Consider the following 21197-nt stretch of genomic DNA (forward strand, 5'->3'; position numbering starts at 1 on the left):
ATTGTTCGTTCTTTCTTTATTGTTTAAGCAGTTTCTAGTTCTTTATCTTCAACAAGGTTTAGTCGCTCACCGAATACTGGACGTAGGGCTTTAAGAACTTCTTGGCGAGTAACAACACCAACCATTTGACCATTTTCAAGAACCGGCAATACTTGCGGCTTGCTAACCTTCATGCTTTTCGCTCGTTCTTCTAGAGATAGAGAAGTTAGGCGAGTTGCAATCCCCATGCTGCTTGTTGGGTATAGTTGCTCTTTGTCGATGCATAGGAACTCGACCACATCCACCAAACGATCGCCAGCATCAATTGCAACGACATCACGGCTCATCAAATCAACCACTTTTTGATCTTTCACTGGGATGTAATCTTGACACCACAGTTCAACCATCACGTCGTGTGCAGAGAAGAAACCAACTAAACGATTGTGGAGATCCACCACTGGTGCGCTTGTTAGATTGTTGTCTAATAGAGTATCAAGAGCTGCGGCTACAGGCATTCCCACGCTGAGTGTAACCGGTTTTGGATTCATGATGTCCTTTACGAAAGATGCGTTTTTCATTGTGATTTCCTTAACTGACGATAACTGAGTTGTATTTGTGATAGATGAAACATTGGCTGCTTTTAACTCTGGGCGGCGGTAGATACACCAGTTAGCCAAACCAACGAGTACTGCGCCACCGACGATGTTGCCAAACGTCACTGGAATTAAGTTCGCACTAATAAAGTGTGCGACATTTAAATCCGCATATTGGGAAGCCGGTACACTAACAGATGCCCAAAATGATTCAGGGGCAAAATTGGCAATAACGATGCCTAGTGGGACCATAAACATGTTTGCCACACAGTGCTCAAAGCCACTGCTGACGAACATCGCAACTGGAAGAATGGTCATAAGCGCTTTCGTCATTGCGTTTGCAGAACTAAACGTCAACCAAATTGCAAGACAAACCAGTAGGTTACATAGAACGCCCAAAGCAAAGGCTTGAAGCAATGTATGGTGCAGTTTGTGTTGTGCGATATTAAGAGCATTCAAACCCCATTGGCCTGCATCCATTTGGTACAAACCTGCCGCAGTCACAAGAGCAAGCAAAAACATTGCGCCGATGAAGTTACCCACGTAAACCTTGCCCCAAATCGACAACATTTTGCCGAAAGAGATTTGTTTGTTTGCCCATGAGATGCTGGAAAGCACCGAACTGGTAAACAGCTCCCCACCGCAAATAACGATAAGGATTAACCCCATACTGAAGGCGATACCACCGGCTAAGCGGCTTAAACCCCAACCTGTATTCGCACTGCCAGTTGTCACTGTGATGTAAAACAAAAATGCCAAACCGATAAACGCACCAGCCATTATTGCTAGGCCAAGTGTCATGCTGCTGGTTTTGTTTGCTTTACTTAATGCGAATTTCTCCGCCTCAGCCATCATCTCTTTAGGAGAAAAGTCCTGGTGAGTTTGAGAACTGGTCACCGCCATAATGACTCCTTAGTTTGTGGTTCCATAAAAAGCTCCTTGATTTATTAGCTCAAAAATGAATTGTTGTTTTTGTTTTGCGGTGTTCCCGAACCGCATATCCAGAATAGGGCGGGCAGTGGTACAGGTAAAATTGATAATATTTAGAAATCTCATCAAATTATTTGATAAGTTTTTAGCGCGGAGTAAAATGAACCCTATTGCTTATTGGGGCATGTTTTTGAGGTTGTGAGAGTATGGGAATACTCGCCCATGATGGAGGACACTTTGCGCTACTCTCTTAAGCAATTAGCGGTTTTCGACGCAGTTGCAGATACCGGCAGTGTAAGCCAGGCCGCAGACAAACTGGCTCTGACACAATCGGCGACAAGTATGTCGCTCGCGCAGTTAGAAAAAATGCTTGGCAGGCCTTTATTTGAAAGGCAAGGAAAGCAAATGGCCCTAACACATTGGGGGATGTGGTTAAGGCCAAAAGCAAAGCGTTTATTGCAAGATGCCTTGCAGATAGAAATGGGATTCTATGAGCAACATTTGTTGAGCGGAGAGATCCGTCTTGGTGCGAGCCAAACACCAGCAGAACACTTGGTGCCTGACCTTATCAGTATCATTGATAACGATTTTCCTGAGATGCGAATCTCGCTAGGCGTACAAAGTACGAAAGGAGTTATCGATGGCGTATTAGATTACAAATACGATTTAGGCATTATTGAAGGACGTTGTGACGATAACCGTTTACACCAAGAAATCTGGTGTCGTGATCACCTTACTGTAGTCGCAGCTTCTCATCATCCTTTTGCTCGTAACCCTTCGGTCAGTTTAGCTCAATTAGAGCAGGCGAAATGGGTGTTACGTGAGCATGGCTCAGGTACTCGTAAAACCTTTGATAGCTCCATTCATCATTTGATTGAAGATTTAGATGTATGGCGTGAGTATGAACACGTTCCTGTGTTGCGCAGCTTGGTGGCTAACGGACAATACTTAACTTGTTTGCCATATTTGGATGTTGAACGTTACATTGAGGCAGGACGTTTAGTCGCGCTAAACGTACCAGATCTGAAAATGGAGCGCACATTGTCCTTTATTTGGCGTGCGGATATGGCCGAAAACCCGTTGGTCGATTGCATCAAGCGTGAAGGTTTGCGCATGATGAAGGGCAAGCCATCCGTCTTATAGGTACTATCAATTTTAATGGGCTCTGCATTGCAGGGCCTTTTTTGTCTCTTTTATTCGTCCATCTCTGTTTTTTGTTATTTTCTAAATCTGTTGATTTATCGGTTGCGTCAAATAATTTGTGTAAAACATGAAACGAAAGGTAGTATTGTTGTGATCATTATCACCGATAAACTGGCACGATGTGCCTAGTATTGGTTCTTGATTTCAATGTATGAAGGCAGTTATCAAACCAAAAGGGTGCGATAGTCGCCGAGCAGGTACGAATACCATGACAACACTTTTAGCTATCTCTATTACTACTGGGATTCTGTCCGGCGTTTGGGGTTGGATTGCCATTTCTCTTGGCCTTTTATCTTGGGCAGGCTTTTTAGGCTGTACAAGCTACTTCGCCGCTCCAACGAGTGGATTAAAAGGTTTAGCGACAAGCTTAATTACTAACTTGACCGGTGTATTCTGGGCAATGGTAATTATTTATGGCTCCACTTACGCAGGTTTAGAGATCTTGGGTTATGTGATCACAGCTGTTGTAGCGTTTTTCATGTGTATTCAAGCGAAACAGGCTTGGCTAGCGTACATTCCTGGTACTTTCATTGGTTCTTGCGCGACATTCGCAGCAGATGGCAATTGGCAACTTGTTGTTCCATCGCTTGTATTAGGTGGCGTATTTGGTTACTTAATGAAAGCAACAGGACTTTGGTTACATGCGAAATCAACCGCTACTTCTTCTTCGCTCGCTGAGCAAGCACAGTAGTGAACCCCCGATCTAATTTGTATCCGCTGTGTATTGAGCTTTATCCCTCTCAATACAGTTAATCAAAATTAATGATATTTGATACAAGCACACTAAATTGGTGTGCTTTTTTTTGCCTAAATTTTAAGGGGATAGCGCAGTGCTATCCCCAAAGACTATTTAAGTGGAAAACGAGTAAATAGATATAAGGCTTAAGTATTCCCGCTCGCCATAGTAACGATGCGTTTTAACGTCCAACGCAACAACACAGGGATACATTCCATGCCTTTCTCTTCGCAGTGAGACACAATGGCTAGAGCCAAATCTGGCTTCGCATGTTTTTTCAAAACGCGGTTAACCACTTTCTTCGCCGGAATTGGATGGTCATGAGGGACTTTGATCATGTCCTTAAAGAAAAGCTCGAAACCATGATTATAAAGAAAATGCTCGATGTCCCGATCGGGCAGTTCAGTGAGCCTATGGCGCTCTTGATCATGCCCAAGCTGCGCTCTTACTGTGTGGGCGTATTTTTTACCCGCAGGGTCACCATCGGTAACCACATGCCAATCGATACCGAACTCTTTGGCTACTTTTATTAATGAACGTAAGCCAGATTGTGCAAATTCGACAATCTGAACCCCTTCAGCGGCGAGATCGTATCCACATTGTCTTGCCAATTCATTAAACAACCAAACCTCAGTTTCGCCTTCCACTAATAGCCAGCAACGCGCAAACAAAGCGCCAGCGCGATGAAAACGAATGTGGAAACCAATTCGTCTTAGCTCGTCACCACCAAACTTAGACGTGTTTAGACTCTTCGCGATAGTTTTGTCGGACAGACGGATAAGCCTACGGATGGAGTAGAGCGGCACGGAACCAAGCAAACTACCACTGTTCGTGGTTAAGATTTTTTGCATTGGCAAAAGTTGAAGCAACGACCAAGCTCGAGCTAAATGCGTTGGGTGTAAACGACCTTCTGGATCTTCGATGATCAAAATAGGCCGCGCGCAACGTCTTAAATCCGTCGGCCCTTTGGCTTGGAGATATGCATTAAGCAACCCCATTAAGAGCAAGCGACTTTGCTTATCGTTGGTCTCTTTCAGGTATTGGCTCAATCCTTTATCAGAAGATGGGCTAGTGTAGAATAATCCGTCTCTCGGTTTTCTAGGATTGCCTTTACTGATGCTACGAAACGCAAAATAGTGCTCGACCAACGTTTTCATGGCATCGAGACTGCTTCGTATTTCCCCTTTGTTTACATGACCCGGCATCGCCAATAAACGTCGACAGGTGTTGTTGATGCGTTTTTCGATACGCGCGTTTTTGCTGTCACCATTAATGTGTGTCGGACGAGGAAAGCGACGAGAATCCCTTAGTCGAATGACAGGGTGCAACGTCATCAACTCAACCGCTAATTTTTCTGAATGGTGAATCTGTTTCGGTTTGCCATCACGGTCAAGAAACGCGTATTTGGTTGTGATGTCATGATCAACGCGAGAGGCACTGATTCGATAATAAATGACATGTTCACCATCTTCTGTTGTGCACCAAGCGGGTTTGATGCGGCGATAACGACCAGCGTTTGCTTCATGTTTATCTTGTGCTTTGAAGCAAACAATAATTTGGATGTGTTGAGACTGAGGGTGAGAAATGGAGTAGTCGACGTGGAAATCTTTCAGTTCGAACTCATATAGACTTCCGTTGGCTGGTAACGCGATAGATAGGGCGTCGAGCAATGAAGATTTGCCCCACGTATTCTCACCAATGAGGGTAGTGAGTTCATCAAAAGAGAGTGAAAGGCGTTTGATGCCTCTAAACCCGGAGATTTCGATGCGTTCTAGTCTCATCTCAATCCTCCTTGCAATTATTTGAATTATAGAGAGTTATTTTGCTACTCCTAAGCATATATGAATTCGAAATTTTTGAGTTAAGCTCAGTTCACAAAATTACGAGAGCCTCCTATTGAATAGAGACCGCGACAGGCGTAAGTTGCTTTCAATTGAACGACAGATAGCATCGTGATCACGTAAACGTGAAATCAAAAATTCACAGTTTCATAAAATTCATGATTCTGTCATGATTCACTTCTTATTATTATAAGGAATGAAAAGAGAGAAGATGAAAATGAATAAAAATCATAAGCCAGTAAGAATCAAACTGGCACACATCAATGACACTCATTCCTACTTTGAGCCAACGTCATTACAGCTAAAACTCAAAATCAACAAAGACCTCATATTAGAACCTTATGTTAGTGCGGGCGGATTCTCACGAATCGCGACTCGAGTTGAACAGCTACGTGATGATGCACAGCGTCAAGGGCAGGGAATGTTGTTCCTTCATGCTGGCGACTGCTTCCAAGGCACGCTCTATTTCTCCTTATTTAAAGGCAAAGCGAACGCCGATTTGTTGAACGCCTTGAATATTGATGCCATGGCATTGGGAAACCACGAGCTCGACATGGGGAACGAACCGGTTGCACTATTTTGTCAGCGCACCAATTTTCCGCTGCTCGCAGGCAACTGGGATCTGTCCAAAGAGTCAAAAAACAAAGCGCACCGACTAAGCGACTGTAACAACGTACTGAGCTATCAACCGGATTCACGCAGTGCGCAATACCTTGTGAAAGAGTTTAACGGTGTAAAAGTCGCTATTTTTGGTTTGTCCATCGATAAAATGAGCGATATAGCAAACCCTGACGCCGATACGCCATTTATGACTGCAATTGAAACCGCGAAAGCGACGGTCGCACAAATTCACAATGATGGAATCAAAAACATTATTTTACTGAGTCACCTAGGTTACGAGGGCGACTTAGAACTTGCAGAGCAAGTAGAAGGCATCGGTATCATCGTGGGTGGTCATAGCCACCGTTTGCAAGGTGACTTTACTGCGATTGGTTTGGGTGAAGATGATCCTTATGGTATCAAAGTAAATGGGACCTACGTTGTGCAAGCCGGTTTTCATGCTCTGACCATGGGCCATTGTGTGCTTGAGTTTGACGAAAATGGCCAAGCAACCATGTTGAATGGTCAAAATGAATTACTGTTAGGACGCCGTATTTTCTGGGATTCAACATTGAATCAACAATTGGACCAAGGCGTATTTGAAACCGCTTGTGATTTTATTCACGGCCAACCAAATGTTGTGGTCTGTAAGAAACACCCAGAAACTCAAGCTATTTTGAGAGATAAATACATACCTCGCGTGCGAGCCTTGCAATCGCAGGTGATTGCTCATGTGGAAAGCAAAAAGCGTCATGTCCGTATACCGGATGAGTTGGGCGGAAGTGAACTTGCCGGTGCGGTCGCTCGTTCTTTCCTTCATAGCTTAAATAAACGCGGGCACAACGTTCAATTTGCAATTCATAATGCAGGTGGCGTTCGTACTTCACTCAATCCAGGTGATATTACAGTGGCAGATGTTGCCGGACGATTATTGCCTTTTGCCGTGCCGATCGGGTTTTACGATGTGAAAGGTGCGGTTATTCGCCGAGCTCTAGAAGGTGCAATCAATAATGCACTAAACAACGGCGTAGAAGGCACTGGGTCAGGCAGTTATCCATATACGTACAATCTGAACTTTGACTATCAAGCCGATGCGCCAAAAGGTGAGAGAATCCAACGATTAGAAATATTGGACGGATACCGCTGGGTAAAGGTTGATGATGACGCTTGGTATCGTGGCACGTCTTCGGCTTACACGATGAAAGGCAAAGAAGGCTATGAAGCCCTGCTTGATATGAAAGGCGAGGGTTGTGTGAGTAACTTATCAATGGCGGATTGCTTTATTGAACTACTTGCAGATGAGCCTAACTGTTTGAACGAAAGTCACAAACTTTACTCTCAACAAAATCGTTAATCATTCTTGGTATTGATTTTGCTGTACTTTCCACACTACATGCGAGTGAGAGGGTGGAAAGTATGTGGAAAAAAGACTGGGCAGACGCTGCAGTGGTCATTGCGTGGGTAGCCGCTTGGTCCATGCTTGTGTATTTTGTGCCACTAAATGGGCTATAAAGAACAAAGAGTAATAAGAAGGAGCGCTAGTCAGTGCTCCTTTTTCTTTATATTCATATATTTGATGGACTGCTGGCGATTAAATGCATTGATTTTATTGATAGGGAATTTTTGTTGGAAATCAGAATGATCAGGCGTATGATGGCGGCGTTTGGGGAGTAGTTAGCGCAAGTTTACTTATCGTCATCTCGTTAAGCGATAGCTTATCCGGTAAGTAAAGGTGTCTGATTGAACATTCAATCTTGGCACTTCAACGAGACCAACGCATTCATTGATTAGCAGACACATGGGTAATGTGACTGCTGGTTTGTATTGTTTGCGGAAGGTCACCAAACACTGCTGTCCTTCCGCGTGGGAGGAAGCATGTCTCTTATCGAAAATACCACCCAGTTAAGCCAATCTGTTCTATTTCAAGAATCACTGACAATGTATGGTGCATTCGGCCTTTTCACACTCGTTTTGGTTGCGCTTGATATCTATCAAACCCGAGGCGGTGCCATTACGATGCAAAAAGCCATCGTTTGGAGCATATTCTGGTTCTTACTCGCGTTTCTTTTTGCAGGTTCCATCTATTTCTTTTGGGACGTTTACGCTCCTCATAGTGCTTACAGCAATGAGAAAGCGACCGTTTCATTCCTAACTGGTTACTTGCTCGAAAAATCATTAAGCGTTGATAACTTATTTGTCTTCGCCATCATATTTGCCCAATACAAAGTGCCAGAGCATCTTCGTCCGCGTGCGTTACTATGGGGTGTGATTGGCGCGTTGGTTCTGCGAGCAATTATGATTGCTGTCGGTGCGCAGCTACTCGCCCAATACCATTGGGTACTCTACCTATTTGCGGCGTTCCTAATCTGGACAGGTATTAAGCTTGCTCGCGACAAAGGTGAAGAGGAAGAAGTGAACCCATACCCAGAGCAAGTGATTCGTAAATTGTTGCCAGTGACTGATGATTATCAAGGTAATCATATGTTCTTGAAGCAAGCAGGGAAGTGGGTTGCGACGCCAATGTTAATTGTAGTAGGCGTGATCGCCGTGATGGATGTGATGTTTGCACTCGATTCAATTCCGGCTATTTTTGCGGTCACTCGCGAGCCATTCTTGGTGTTAGCGGCTAACGTATTCGCGTTGTTAGGCTTACGCTCGCTGTACTTCGTGCTGCAAGCGATGCTGGACAAGTTTGTCTACTTAAAACCTGCGCTCTCTGTGATCATGATGTTTATCGGTGTGAAGATGCTTTTGGTCGGAACAGAATACGAAATCCCAACGATTTGGTCGTTGACGTTCTTGATTCTAGTAATGACTTCCGCGGTAGTTGCTTCGGTGTATAAGAACAAAGAAAACAGTCGTTCTCGAGTTAATATTACTAATCAAAAATATTGATAACCGGATTTTTGAAAAGATATTTTCAGTATTGATTGGTTAAGAATTTGTTACTTAAAAGCTTGGAGTTATCCCCGTAACTCCAAGTTATTCAAGAAAAGTAGGCGGTTGTTGAATTTTTATGCGAAAAGTGGGCATTTCTAGCTCGCAGCAATGTGAATGATTTGTTTTATTAGAAAAACTAATTTGGTTGGTCAAATTTTGTCATTTTTTAAACAGTGAGGAAGTGACTACTATACAACCAACAAAACATATTACTGCTTTTAAAGAGAGGCAATCATGGCACAAGCAATGCAAATGACAAATGTAGCTTTACCAACCTCTATGGATAAGAAAACCTACGCGGTTAACTTCAAAGGATTGATTGCTCACTTACTCGACATTCTTTTTGTAGATAACTCTGCTCCTCGCAGCTACTACGCAGAAGATTTGTCAGCTCACATTCAAAAAGATATCGGTATATACCGTTAATCTGAACACTGTTAAAAAAATGCCAGCTTAGCCGCTGGCATTTTTGTATTTGCTGTTTCAAAGGGACCTGATTCAAACGCATGGGTTAGGGGGCCTTCCGAAGCACAAACAAAAACGGGGTTCCAACTGGAACCCCGTTTTATACAAAAGTAACTAAAATTACTTCTTACGGCAGTACTCTGCGATCACGTACATTGACTGACCACCGTTTGCCTTACCTGAAATCAGTTTAGGGTCATCACCAAGGCTGATACCGCGAATCACAGTACCTTGCTTAATTACTTGGTTTGTACCTTTAACTGGTAGATCTTTGATTACTGTTACATCGTCACCTTTCTTAAGTTCAGTGCCGTTGCAGTCAACAGTTTTGTCATCAGCAGACATACCTGTCATTGCCCAGTTCTTTTGCTCTTCTTCCATGTACATCATGTCAAGAGCGTCTTGAGCCCAGCTTTCAGAGTTTAGGCGAGTTAGTTGGCGCCATGCAGTTACTTGTACTGCAGGAACCTGGCTCCACATGCTTTCGTTCAGACAACGCCAATGGTTAATGTCTTTAGGTTCTTCGATCTCGCTGTGGCATTTGTCACATACCATGATAGCGGTATCAACTGTTACGTTACCGTGTGGTGGTACAGCGTAAGCAGTTAATGGAGATTCAGATGAACACAGTTCACATTTTGACTCGCAGCGTGCAAGCAGAGTAGCTTCGATAGACATAAGGACTCACCTTAGTAATGTTATTTTGTGGCGGTATTATCCACTTTATCCTGAGAAATAAAAGGGTGTTAGCGAATTAAAGCCGAGATTTTACAATATTCCAACCTGATTAGGTGAAAGATGTAAAACAATCGCTAAATAAATAATATTTGGAATATAAAAGAAGTGGTCAATTACCTTGGGTTATGAATTGTTGTGTGAATTATTCAACACTCTTTTGAGTGCGAAAAATAAAAAACCCAGCCTAAGCTGGGTTTTTTCGATGGATGAATGGTCGATTATTTCAGTACTGTTGTATCCGCAACATCACTCAATGCGTTGTCCATCAAGAAGTCCGCGTTTTCTTTTTGCATTTCAGCATGATGATTGACATCGGCAAGTGTGCCTGATGGCGACGCAAACGTACTGTGTGAAGCAATAGCGTTGAATTGAACAAAGCTTGACGTCGCAGAGACCGCTGTATTTAAGCTATTAACCTCAGTTAAGCCCAATTTCTTGGCTAACGGCTCTGTACCTGCAAATGGAGCGTTCGCAACGTTATTCGGTACCGTCTTATCACCTTCAACTTCTGTCATCAAGAATGGTGTAGTTAGAGTGCCTGAAGCAACTAGGTCTGCGGCATTAGTAAATGGATCTACAGTATCAAGCGTGGTTTGCGCTGCGTAGATGAACTGTGAGAAACCAGCACTCAGAGCTGCAAGCTGTTCCGGTGTCGCTAAACCTTCAAAGACCTCGTAACATGCTTTGTCATCTAACTGTGCACACTGCGCGTCAGCGTAAGACTTGTAATCCGTTGATGCTGCATAAGCAAGGTTGTGCTTGATTTGCGGACCAAAGTCTGAAGAACCCAGCAATAGATTACCGATTTGACCACCAGAGTTCTGAATAGAGGCCGCGCTAAATGTATACAATGCATCAGCAGTAGGGCTACCTAGCGTATTGTTTGCAGCAGCAACCGCAGACGTACCAACAATACCGCCTAGTGAGTGACCTAGCATTTTCACTTGAGAGCCCATCATCGGGTTAAAACCTTGAAGAGGGCCTCCAGCCAATAGGCCGCCTTGCGCTGATACTACTAAACTAGCACGTAAGCCCAATACATCCAGCACGCTTTGACGAAGGTTATCACGCGCAACAGCAAGGTTAGAAAGGTTCAAGTAAGCAAGAACGTTCGCATTTGCCGATCGTTGTTCGTCTAGGCTACGTGTACCGTGGATTGGAAGATCGATAGCGATAACAGCTACGCCAGCCTGCACCATATTAAAAGCAAATGCATACGAGTTTTCTTTCGCTGAGGTGATACCGTGTTGGTAGATCACCACGTCTTTCGCTACACCATTTTGAGGAGTAAACAGTAAAAACTCGACATTTTCTAAAGATTTAACCGCAGGAACAGGAGAGTAACGAGTAATAACTCGCTCACTATCCAGCTGTGTACCGTCGTTTAAGTACAGTTTCGAGCCTACCAGTTTTAGCTGCTCTGTTGGATCTGTTGCCAGCTTGCTAACGTCTACAGGAGAGCTTGCGAAAACGCCAGAAGAAAGTTGCTGAACCATGTTCGCTTGTTCTGCTGGATCGGTAAGTGCTGCGTTTAGCTTCGCTAGGCTTGGCATCGCAGACACCATCGGTTGCATGTTCCAGTTTGCGCCTTTTTCAAGGTAGTGTGGCAGTCTTACTTGACCCTGAGTAACATTCACACTCGCGCCAGATTGCAGGTAAAGACCTTTAATCGCGGTTTTCGCTGCATCTAAGTCACTGACGTATTTATTAAAGTCACTGTCCGAATCTAACGCTGTCATAAAGTCTTGTGTCTCACCAAGCACCATTGTGTACGCAGTAGAAAGGTCGACAGCATTCTCGTTAGTATCATTTTTGTAAATGGTATTTAGCGTGTTCGCGCCAGTAGCAAAACCTGTCGCAGTAACACCTTTAACAGCCGCTAACGTGTCACCTACAGATTGAGTGCTGAACCATGAGGAGTAGACAATATCTGCTGGGTTGACTTGCGCTAGACCAAAAATGCCTTCGACAGCTTCTGTTACCGCTTGTACAGATGCAAGATCGCCTGATTCGTACTTAACTTGTTTGCTCTTTGCCACCGCGTAGCTTGAAGAGGTGCCAATAGGCTCGCCATTAACGTCAGTTACGTCTTGTGTGACTGCGAAAATGTATTCGCTAGATTCATCAAGAGAATCGGCAAACTGAACATAAAGAGATTTACCATTGGCTTGAACAACGTAATCTTGGTTCTGAACAAGGACTTTTGAAATCGGGTTAGTTTTTCCGTCCCATTCCGTCAAACGCTGGTTGATTTTGATAACTTTAACGCCAGAAGCCAACATGCCAGGAGCGAAGCCATCGCCGTTAAAGTTCAAAACGATAGGCATAGACGTTGACCAACCGTCCATTGTGTTCATTGATGCGCGTGGATTAGTAAGGGCATCATCACCGTTAGTTGGCAGGCCAAGCGTACCATCTGACGTATCCATAAGTAGGTAAGAAGGGGCAGGTACGTCTGCGTTTGCACCTTGGATAGTAAAGCTAATTGAAGTGCCACGATCTAGCAATGCTTGAACTTCCGATTCAAACGTTACTTTATCTGTTGTGCCTGAGCTTGATGTGTTGTCGCCACAACCTGCAAGTAGGATCGCAGAACAAAGCAGTGATAGTTTAAACGTATGTTTCATTGGGTTACTCCGAGAATCCTATTATTTGAAGGTGTAGTTCATCTGTACTGCACTGATGTATGCCGTACCTTCTGAATCAAACTTAATTTCTTGACCTGCAGCGTTAGTCTCAGTGAAAGAGCCCGACTCACTTTGTACCAATGCAAAACCAGCATCAAACGATAGGTTTTCATTCATTGCATACGTTAGACCCGCGCTGTACCACATACGGTCACTATCAGGGATACTCAATGTTGCTTCACCCGCTTGCTCGTCATAAGCCAAGCCTGCGCGGAATGTCCACTCTGTGTTTAGCGTGTAAGTTGCACCTACAGAGTAACGGTTGTTGTCTTCATACTTTTCTGGTTTGAAGAAACATACGCCGCCTTTACATTCATTACTGGTCGCTTTTAGCTCTTTAAAAGTGCTCCAGTCAGTTTGTTGCCAACCGTAATGAATCGCCCATTGGTCGTTCAATTGATGGAATGCAGATAGTTCGATAATAGAAGGAAGCGAAATCTTCAAGCGACCATCGACTTTTGCTGCGGTTGCGATGCCAGAGTCGTAGCTGCTGAATTCACCATCATCAAAATCTAGATCGACTTTAGAACGGTAGCCAAAGCCAAAACGGTTGTTTTCGTTAAGTTCAAATAGGGCACCGACGTTCCAACCCCATGCGAAAGTCTCACCTTCCATGCCAATTAGGTTATCGGACTTACTGCTACCAGAACCAAATAGCGGCGCCAACGCACCTTTATGACGTGTCAGTTCTGCTTCTGCATAAACTAAGTTGATGCCGCCACCAACACTGAATTTTTCGTTGATGCGGTAAGCAATGTTTGGATTGATATTGACAGAAAGTAGCGAGGTGTCGCCAGCCATATCACCCGCAGAAATATCATCTGGATAATCTGTTGCAACACCGTAAGTGGTGAACATACCGATACCCCAAGCCCAGTTGTCATTGATTGGGCTGATGTAATAACCCGCAGGAACCACTTGCAGTGGTGCTACGTCATCAGATTGCTCTTTATGAAGCGTATCGTAAACGTTGACTTCAGGATCAACGATAGAAAGTGCGCCAGAAAACTGAGCTTCTTTGAAAAGAGTCATTGCTGCTGGGTTACGTGCAAGAACGCTGGCATTGTCTGCTACAGCCCCTTCACCTGAGAATGCTCGACCAAGACCAGATGCCGAGTGTTCAGCAACCTGAAAGCCCGCTGAATGGGCATTACACGCAAACAATATTGAAATTGTCAGCAGAGAGCAGTGCTTCTTGTTCATCCTTGACCCTCCTAGGGTGTCATTATGCTGGACCGAAGTCCTTGTAATTGTTGTGTGGTACTAAACAGCAGTTGTGATTGCATTGAAATACAACCGTGATGTAAATGTAATGTTAATTGCATGTTTAATAACTTGTCAAAGTTTGAGCGTATTTGGCGTTTTAAATTTGATGCATACGTCAAACGCCTGCTCGTAAGGGCATGTATTATCGTTATATTTTTTGTGGAAATGGTACGACCAGAATTGTTTTGCAAATCTTATGATTAAATAACCTTCAAATCTTGAGTTCACATGCTTTGATGTCACTTGTTATAAGAGGCATAATTCGACCTTTGTGGTTATCGCATTAGGAATCGCGTTGGAATTACTACACACTGAATTTTTAGGTCGCCCGTTAAGATTAGAAGGATCGATGGCGGGATGGCAGCAATTGTACTGGGATAACACTCTAGTTTCTCAAATTGATGCGAGCGAAAAGAAAACCGAAACTTACACGCATCAATTTAAGCTGAGTGCTGGAGAAGAGGTTTTGCTTTGCCAATTAGACTGCACATTGGATTGGCAACCTTTTGATCTGACCTATCGCGCCACCGTTAACGGTGAGCTAATTACGGAAGGTTCAAGAAACGAAAAAGATATTGAAAGGCAGGTGCCACAGGTCGCGCCGCCATCAGAAAAGCGCTTGAGTGTCATCGGTATTTTTTCCTTAGGTATGAAAGCCTTAAAAAGCGCGAAAGTGATTAAAGTTGCGCTGGCGTCAGCAAGTTTAGCTGCCTATTCATGGTTGTTTTCTATTGAGTTTGCTCTGGCTCTTATCACTTGTCTTATGTTCCACGAATATGGGCATATCAAAGCGATGAAGTATTTCGGTATGAAAACCAAGGGCATTTACTTGATCCCGTTTCTAGGTGGCTTGGCTTTAAGTGACGAGAAAATAAACACGCGTTGGCAAGATGTCGTCATTTCTATCATGGGGCCTTTCTTTGGATTGGTTTTAAGCATTGTGTTTACTCTGCTTTATTGGATGACAGGCGAAATGATATTCGCTGGTCTTGCTGTGTTTAACGCGCTGCTAAACCTCTTTAACTTGCTGCCGATCTTACCGTTAGATGGTGGCCATGTTCTAAAGAGTATTACTTTCTCGATGAATACTTGGATTGGGTTGGCGGGCAGCATTGTTACAGCACTACTTGGTATTGCGCTCAGCTATTCATTTGGTTTAACGCTGCTCGGATTCTTACTGATGATGGGGATGCTGGAAGTGGTCATGGAATGGCGAGCAAGACATCACAGCCACTTGTTGCCACTCACTCGCTACGGTCAATTGTTCTCATTGATTTGGTATTTAGCATCCGTTGGTGGTTTTGTTGGGATTATTTGGTATTTCGCAGGACTGGGTGACAGCTTACTCAGCTTACCTTTGCAAATTCTTGGAGCTTAACGAAAGTTCTCAACACACAGATAACGAAAAAGCTCCTTAAGTAGGAGCTTTTTTGTATCAGACTTTTGTAGGGTTATACGCTTTCTAACCACATTTCGGTGCTTTCACATTGTACTTCGGTAACTTGTTGATGGTTGCCTGCAAGTCTTTGATTCGCGTACTGTGAGAAGGGTGAGTAGAGAAAAACTCCGGCGGCTGCGCTCCACCTGATGCTGCACTCATGTTTTTCCACAGATCGACGCTTTGATTAGGATTGAATCCAGCTTTCGCCATGTACTCTAAGCCAACGATATCTGCTTCAGACTCTTGCGTTCTTCCATAAGGGAGAATTACGCCGTACTGCACACCAACACCTAACGCGGCCATAGTGAGCTGTTGATATTGTTTGTATTCAGATGCGCCAATTGCCACATTCGCTAACGACAGCCCAGCATTGGCCAATTGGCTTTGAGACAGCCGCTCGTTACTGTGTTCTGCTAAAACGTGCGCCACTTCGTGCCCGATAACCGTTGCTAACTGATCTTGGTTTTTCGCTACCTTGAGAAGGCCAGTGTAAACACCAATTTTTCCTCCTGGCAACGCAAACGCATTGACTTGGTCACTATCAAACACCACGATCTCCCAATCTTTGAAACCAGCTTGAGGTGGAATGGCATTGGTGATCTGCTTAGCTACGCATTGTACGTAAGCGTTGGTCTTTTTATCTTTACTGATTGGAATATCCTTCTTCATTTGATCAAAGGATTTTGCACCAAGTGATGACATTTCTTGATCTGAAAACATCAGTATTTGATTTCGACCAGTTGGTGAGGCGCTGCACGCAGTTAAGCCTGCTAAGGTCAAGAGAGCAGAGGCTTTAATCCATACCTTCATAAGTGGCTCCATATTCACTAATTCTTGTTTTGAACCAGTAGTATATACCCAAATGATGACAAGATGCATAGGCGAGGTAAGTGTGATTGTAGAGTTGAGGGCTAGCGCGTTTTGTCTTGAAGTGTCGCAGCAATAGAGACTATGCTAAGCGCTTGGCATAAATATGAATAAGCAGTCTCAACCTGCAAACAGTAAGAGCGAAAAATGAGTATTTGGAAAAAGCCGATCAGTTTGGACATCCTTAACGCTACATCAAGAAATACCATGATGGAGCACCTACAAATCGAGTACACCAACTTCACGGATGACTCATTAAGTGCAACGATGCCAGTGTGCAGTTTTACTCACCAACCGCTGGGTATGTTGCATGGTGGTGCATCCGTCGTGCTAGCAGAAACATTAGGTTCCATTGCCGCAAACTTTTGCGTGAGTGAAGGTAACTACTGCGTAGGTTTAGATATCAACGCAAACCATGTACGAGCAATGCGCAGTGGTTATGTTATCGGTACCGCAAAACCTATTCACCTTGGTGTTTCGACTCAAGTTTGGCAGATTGAAATTACAGACGAACGTGATCGCTTGGTGTGTACTAGCCGTCTAACGATTGCTGTGAAGCAACAAAAAACAAAATTGGCTTAATTCGACGTTCATCAATCAGCAGAGATACACCCAAAGGCAGAACATGGTTATCGAGTTTTCATTAGGTAAAATTATCGCGACGCAGCGTGAAATCGTCATCAAACTAACGGGTAAGGCAATGGTCACATTGCAAGCACAAACCGATGCACTTCAACTTCTTGGTCGTGGCGCAAATGTGGTGTTAGCCCATGGGGCCGAATGCAAATGGTCAATAAAATTGGATAATGAGGAACAACTTATCCAACTCGCACAAGAAATTGGTATCGATATTCAATAATTTACCCCTTCATATTTGCACTTTTTCATAAAAATGAGGAAACTTGACTTATTGACATCAAGACAAGTATTTCCTCTTTATGAGTAGCCCTCGTTTACGTGTTCAGTTCGAAACACTCTTTGAAAAATTTGCCGGTAACGACACAGAAGTTCAGCTAGAAGACATTACCGACGCTCTGTTTTGTACGCGACGAAATGCGCGTATCGTTCTCAATAAGCTCGAAGAAGAAGGGTGGATAGAATGGCACCCGGCTGCTGGCCGAGGAAAACTATCCAAACTGATCTTTAAACGCAATCGTAGTGACGTAAGCGAAAACTTAGCGAGACGCTATCTAGACGAAGGAAAGATTGGACAGGCGCTCGATGCGTTAGACAATGACGCCGCACGTTTAACCCAGGTGATTCAAGGTTATTTGGGATTACAGCATCGACAAGGCGAGCAAGTCGTGAGATTACCTTATTACCGACCGTTAGCCATGCTGAACCCGCAAAAGCCGATGCGTCGCTCGGAACAACACATCGCGCGACAAGTTTTTAGCGGTTTAACGCGTCTTGATGAAAGCGAACAGCTTCAACCGGATCTCGCACATACGTGGGAGGCGCTTTCTGACACTCATTGGCGTTTCTATTTGCGTCGTGGCGTACGCTTCCATAATGGCGAACCACTCACGACAGATTGTGTTGTAGAGAGCATTCTTGCCTTGAGTGGATTGAATTTGTTCTCTCACATTCAGCAAGTTTCGTCACCACAGCCTTGGACCGTTGATATTAAGCTTGTTCGTCCAGATCGCTATTTACCGTTAGCATTGAGCGAGTCTCAAGCCAAAGTCTTATTGCCACAAGCGCTTCGCTCTGAGGATTTTGACCGTAAGCCTATTGGCACAGGTCCGTTCCAAGTGAAAGTGAACGACGACAAACGCCTTATCCTTACTGCTTTCGATGGTTATTTTGGGTTTCGTCCACTGCTGGACCAAGTTGAAGTGTGGGTGATTGATGAAGCCTACTCATCAATGGTGTATCCAAGCCTGTCCAAGCCACAAATGAACAAACAAGCGTCGACCGATGAAGTGGAACTCGATCCGGGCTGTACCTTCTTGCTGCTTAACAAAAACACCGGGATCGCAAAAGACCCACGTTGGGCCGAATTTTTAAGCCAAACACTAAATAGCCATCAAATCTACGCGCACGTTCCCCAAGATAAAGTGATTGAACTGGGTGTACTGCAAGCATTTGGTTTAAAACCGGGGTGGATTGACTTAAGGCCGACATCAGTGGGTGAAGTCCCGCAACAAGGTAAATCGATTACCGTCGCTTATCAGAAAAAACATCCGATGTTTCCTGTCATTGCCAAAGCAATTAAACATTTGCTCAAACCGCACAGTGTCGATGTCGAGTTTATTCGCTACGATACGCAGCCGCCAAACCCAGAAGAAGTCGACGTTTGGGTAAAAGCAATGGGTATTGCGACCAATCGCAACGATGCCTTAGCGGGTTGGCTACTTGATTACAGCGACATCGAAAAATTCAGCGCGGGTTACGATTTTTCAGAATGGGCGACATTAGTCGATCAATGGCGTGCAGGCATTCATGCCGACTTTCCTGCTCGCGAATTAGGAAGGCAGTTAGTGAAAAGCTGTCAGGTTATTCCAATGTTCCATTGCTGGCTAGGGGTAAACAAAGACCACAGCGGTGCGCTTCAAAACGCAAAATGTAATGCGCTGGGGTGGTTCGATTTCAGCAATGTGTGGGTCAAGCCAGAGATAGAAGATAATGGCCAAGCCGAATAAAAAGCAACCGAGTAAAACTGTCGAAATTTATTGTGCGAAATGCAAAGCGCAGCTATATAAATATCGCAAGGGCGGAAAGGGGGCCTTGGTGAAGTGCTTTAAAGAACGTATTGTAGAAGATTACACTCAAACCCCTTGTTTTTGCCCTAGCTGCGGGCAAGAGTTTGCACGAGATACGTTAGTCAGAGGTACGCCTGCGTTTAAGATGATTGGCGGAAAAGTGACAATGAAGTAGGAAAAATAATGAGCCAACAAAACGATTGCTGCATGGTGTTAAGTACCACCAATAATGAAAAAAATCGCGATGAAATCATCAAAGGTTTATTAGAAGCTCAATTAGCGGCGTGTATTCAGACGATGCCAATTGAGAGCCATTATGTTTGGAAAGGGGAAGTTTGTACTGATCACGAATGGTTATTGATCATCAAAACACGACGTGAGCTTTACGAGTTAGTGGAAGAAAAAATTGAAAACCTGCACGAATATGAGGTTGCTCAAATCGTACAGGTTCCTATTGTGGATGGTTTTAATCCGTATTTAGAATGGCTTCGCGAATCGACGTTGAGCCGACATTAAAAACAACGACAGTATGGCACCCGTCGTATCACACAACATGTCTTTCTGGGCATCCCAAATGTCTCCTTGGGAGCCTAGGAAGGCAATGCCTTCATCGCCACCAGCCAGTTCGGCATACCACCACTCAATGATTTCGTAACCTGCAGCCAAAGACATAATGGCAAACAACGCAAACCAGCATGAAAAAGTTGGGTTGAATTTTTTGTTGTGAATCAAATACTCAGCGATCGGGTAGGCATATAAACCAATCGCAAAGTGGGCCACGCGATCAAAATTGTTTCTCTCTGATCCAATTAGGTTATTGAACCAATCAAACGGCACTTCAGCGAAGGTGTATTTCGCGCCAATGGTGTGTAGCCACAACCAAATAAACATCAAAAGGTAAGCGGTGTTGCTGAACTGGTAGCGAATCGAAATCGCCCAAATAGCAATGAGAATACCAATCGCCGGAATGATTTCAGCAAACCAGACAGCACGCGAGCTAGGTTCTAATGCTGAAAATAAAAAAACGATGGCGTAAAAAATCGTCAATCCCAATAGTGTAGAAGTGCTTTTCATAGGGTTAGTTGATCCTTCAATTGATTTTTTAGAGCGTACAAACATCGAGTTAAACCGTTTATATCTCTGTTTGTAATGCGTTAACAATGATTACACTTAATTGAACGGTGTGCAATTATTTATTTTCATTGGTTAATTATTAACTAAACATGTTGAATTATTAGCGAACTGCTCAACATTAAAACGTTTGCGCGTGCACATTTCATTAAAGTTTGATTTACAACATGCCCATCCATAGAATCCGTGACTCAGTCTAATAAAAAAGAAGTAAAGTCATGAAACTGGAAACTGTCGATTATCTTGCTGACGACGCTGCTCAACAGTTCGTAGCATCACTACGCGAAACAGGATTTGGCGTATTAAAGAATCACCCAATCCCTCAAGAGTTGGTTGAGTCCATTTACAAAAACTGGCACGAGTTTTTCTGCTCAGAAGAAAAAAATGATTTCCAATTTAATGTAGAAACGCAAGATGGTTATTTCCCACCTTCGGTTTCTGAAGTTGCGAAAGGCCACAAAGTAAAAGACATCAAAGAGTACTTTCATGTTTACCCTTGGGGACAAATCCCAGAACAGTTGAAAGCAGAGATTCTTGAGTACTACGAGCGCGCAAACGCTTTTGCACAAGAACTGCTAGGTTGGGTAGAAGAGTACGCACCAAAAGACGTACAAGAGAAGTTCTCTATCGCGCTGTCAGAAATGATCAATAACAGCGACAAAACGTTGCTTCGCGTTCTTCATTACCCACCAATGACAGGCGAAGAAGAGCCAGGTGCAATTCGCGCAGCCGCTCATGAAGACATCAACCTACTGACTGTACTGCCAGCGGCGAACGAGCCTGGTCTGCAAGTTATGAGCAAAGATGGCGAGTGGATCGATGTTCCATGTGATTTTGGTAACTTGATCATTAACATCGGTGACATGCTACAAGAAGCGTCAGGTGGTTACTTCCCGTCAACGACGCACCGAGTTATCAACCCAACAGGTGCTCGCCAAGAAAAATCTCGCATTTCACTACCGCTTTTCTTGCACCCAAAACCAGATACAGTACTTTCTGAGCGTTACACAGCACACAGCTACTTGATGGAACGATTACGTGAGCTAGGCGTTATTTAATCAAACGCGATCCTGAT

19 protein-coding genes are annotated in these 21197 nt (G+C 44.0%); 12 read left to right on the forward strand and 7 right to left on the reverse strand.

Annotated elements, in window-relative coordinates; genetic code table 11:
• Nucleotides 1-23: 23 nt before the first annotated feature.
• Complete coding sequence (gene focA, locus DYB02_RS24610) at nucleotides 24-1475, reverse strand: formate transporter FocA (RefSeq protein WP_029804838.1); 1452 nt, start codon at nucleotides 1473-1475, stop codon at nucleotides 24-26.
• A gap of 264 nt (nucleotides 1476-1739) precedes the next feature.
• Between focA and DYB02_RS24615 the strand changes: the two genes are divergently transcribed.
• Nucleotides 1740-2645 (forward strand): LysR substrate-binding domain-containing protein, encoded by a 906-nt coding sequence (locus DYB02_RS24615; protein WP_005498809.1) that lies wholly within the window; start codon nucleotides 1740-1742, stop codon nucleotides 2643-2645.
• A gap of 268 nt (nucleotides 2646-2913) precedes the next feature.
• Complete coding sequence (locus tag DYB02_RS24620) at nucleotides 2914-3396, forward strand: DUF1097 domain-containing protein (protein ID WP_005483841.1); 483 nt, start codon at nucleotides 2914-2916, stop codon at nucleotides 3394-3396.
• Nucleotides 3397-3587: 191 nt separating this feature from the next.
• Here the strand turns inward: DYB02_RS24620 and DYB02_RS24625 are convergent, their stop codons facing one another.
• Nucleotides 3588-5222: an ATP-dependent endonuclease gene (locus tag DYB02_RS24625; protein ID WP_005498813.1), complete on the reverse strand. Its 1635-nt coding sequence runs from the start codon at nucleotides 5220-5222 to the stop codon at nucleotides 3588-3590.
• 271 nt (nucleotides 5223-5493) lie between these two features.
• On the opposite strand from DYB02_RS24625, the gene DYB02_RS24630 reads away from it, so the two are divergent.
• The 3 genes from DYB02_RS24630 (at nucleotide 5494) to DYB02_RS24640 (ending at nucleotide 9248) form a co-directional block, all read left to right on the forward strand.
• Nucleotides 5494-7236 carry a bifunctional metallophosphatase/5'-nucleotidase gene (locus DYB02_RS24630; protein ID WP_029804841.1) on the forward strand — a complete coding sequence of 581 codons (1743 nt, stop codon included), beginning with the start codon at nucleotides 5494-5496 and terminating at the stop codon, nucleotides 7234-7236.
• Nucleotides 7237-7757: 521 nt separating this feature from the next.
• Entirely contained in the window at nucleotides 7758-8777 is a 1020-nt protein-coding gene (locus tag DYB02_RS24635) for a TerC family protein (RefSeq protein WP_020842108.1), read from the forward strand.
• A gap of 279 nt (nucleotides 8778-9056) precedes the next feature.
• Nucleotides 9057-9248 carry a hypothetical protein gene (locus DYB02_RS24640; RefSeq protein WP_029804843.1) on the forward strand — a complete coding sequence of 64 codons (192 nt, stop codon included), beginning with the start codon at nucleotides 9057-9059 and terminating at the stop codon, nucleotides 9246-9248.
• A 159-nt stretch (nucleotides 9249-9407) separates the two neighbouring features.
• Here DYB02_RS24640 and DYB02_RS24645 read toward each other — a convergent pair whose 3' ends face one another.
• The 3 genes from DYB02_RS24645 to DYB02_RS24655 form a co-directional block, all read right to left on the reverse strand.
• The gene (locus DYB02_RS24645; RefSeq protein WP_005455388.1) at nucleotides 9408-9965 is read right to left on the reverse strand and encodes a PhnA domain-containing protein; all 558 of its coding nucleotides are present in this window, start codon (nucleotides 9963-9965) and stop codon (nucleotides 9408-9410) included.
• 278 nt (nucleotides 9966-10243) lie between these two features.
• Nucleotides 10244-12652, reverse strand: coding sequence for a VolA/Pla-1 family phospholipase (locus DYB02_RS24650; RefSeq protein ID WP_029804947.1), 2409 nt, complete (start codon nucleotides 12650-12652; stop codon nucleotides 10244-10246).
• 21 nt (nucleotides 12653-12673) lie between these two features.
• Nucleotides 12674-13915: an outer membrane protein transport protein gene (locus DYB02_RS24655; RefSeq protein WP_005455385.1), complete on the reverse strand. Its 1242-nt coding sequence runs from the start codon at nucleotides 13913-13915 to the stop codon at nucleotides 12674-12676.
• Between the two features lie 358 nt (nucleotides 13916-14273).
• Here DYB02_RS24655 and DYB02_RS24660 point away from each other — a divergent pair, with 358 nt between their 5' ends.
• Complete coding sequence (locus DYB02_RS24660) at nucleotides 14274-15356, forward strand: site-2 protease family protein (protein ID WP_029804949.1); 1083 nt, start codon at nucleotides 14274-14276, stop codon at nucleotides 15354-15356.
• 84 nt (nucleotides 15357-15440) lie between these two features.
• Here the strand turns inward: DYB02_RS24660 and DYB02_RS24665 are convergent, their stop codons facing one another.
• Complete coding sequence (locus tag DYB02_RS24665; RefSeq protein ID WP_029804951.1) at nucleotides 15441-16229, reverse strand: M48 family metallopeptidase; 789 nt, start codon at nucleotides 16227-16229, stop codon at nucleotides 15441-15443.
• Between the two features lie 204 nt (nucleotides 16230-16433).
• Between DYB02_RS24665 and DYB02_RS24670 the strand changes: the two genes are divergently transcribed.
• From DYB02_RS24670 to cutA, 5 genes are all read left to right on the forward strand, one after another.
• Entirely contained in the window at nucleotides 16434-16868 is a 435-nt protein-coding gene (locus DYB02_RS24670; RefSeq protein ID WP_015313225.1) for a hotdog fold thioesterase, read from the forward strand.
• 43 nt (nucleotides 16869-16911) lie between these two features.
• Complete coding sequence (locus DYB02_RS24675; RefSeq protein ID WP_029804953.1) at nucleotides 16912-17145, forward strand: DUF3389 domain-containing protein; 234 nt, start codon at nucleotides 16912-16914, stop codon at nucleotides 17143-17145.
• Between the two features lie 79 nt (nucleotides 17146-17224).
• A complete protein-coding gene (locus DYB02_RS24680) occupies nucleotides 17225-18931 on the forward strand; it encodes an SgrR family transcriptional regulator (RefSeq protein ID WP_024701251.1) in 1707 nt (568 codons plus the stop codon).
• The gene (locus tag DYB02_RS24685) at nucleotides 18915-19166 is read left to right on the forward strand and encodes a hypothetical protein (protein WP_005479768.1); all 252 of its coding nucleotides are present in this window, start codon (nucleotides 18915-18917) and stop codon (nucleotides 19164-19166) included. The genes DYB02_RS24680 and DYB02_RS24685 overlap by 17 nt, the downstream gene beginning before the upstream one ends.
• 8 nt (nucleotides 19167-19174) lie before the next feature.
• Nucleotides 19175-19507, forward strand: coding sequence for a divalent-cation tolerance protein CutA (gene cutA / locus DYB02_RS24690; RefSeq protein WP_005455382.1), 333 nt, complete (start codon nucleotides 19175-19177; stop codon nucleotides 19505-19507).
• Here cutA and DYB02_RS24695 read toward each other — a convergent pair.
• The gene (locus tag DYB02_RS24695) at nucleotides 19469-20065 is read right to left on the reverse strand and encodes a DUF2238 domain-containing protein (protein WP_029862148.1); all 597 of its coding nucleotides are present in this window, start codon (nucleotides 20063-20065) and stop codon (nucleotides 19469-19471) included. The genes cutA and DYB02_RS24695 overlap by 39 nt on opposite strands.
• A gap of 275 nt (nucleotides 20066-20340) precedes the next feature.
• On the opposite strand from DYB02_RS24695, the gene DYB02_RS24700 reads away from it, so the two are divergent.
• Nucleotides 20341-21180: an isopenicillin N synthase family dioxygenase gene (locus tag DYB02_RS24700; RefSeq protein ID WP_005455357.1), complete on the forward strand. Its 840-nt coding sequence runs from the start codon at nucleotides 20341-20343 to the stop codon at nucleotides 21178-21180.
• Nucleotides 21181-21197 lie beyond the last annotated feature (17 nt).

Source organism: Vibrio parahaemolyticus (assembly GCF_900460535.1).
Lineage (GTDB): Bacteria > Pseudomonadota > Gammaproteobacteria > Enterobacterales > Vibrionaceae > Vibrio > Vibrio parahaemolyticus.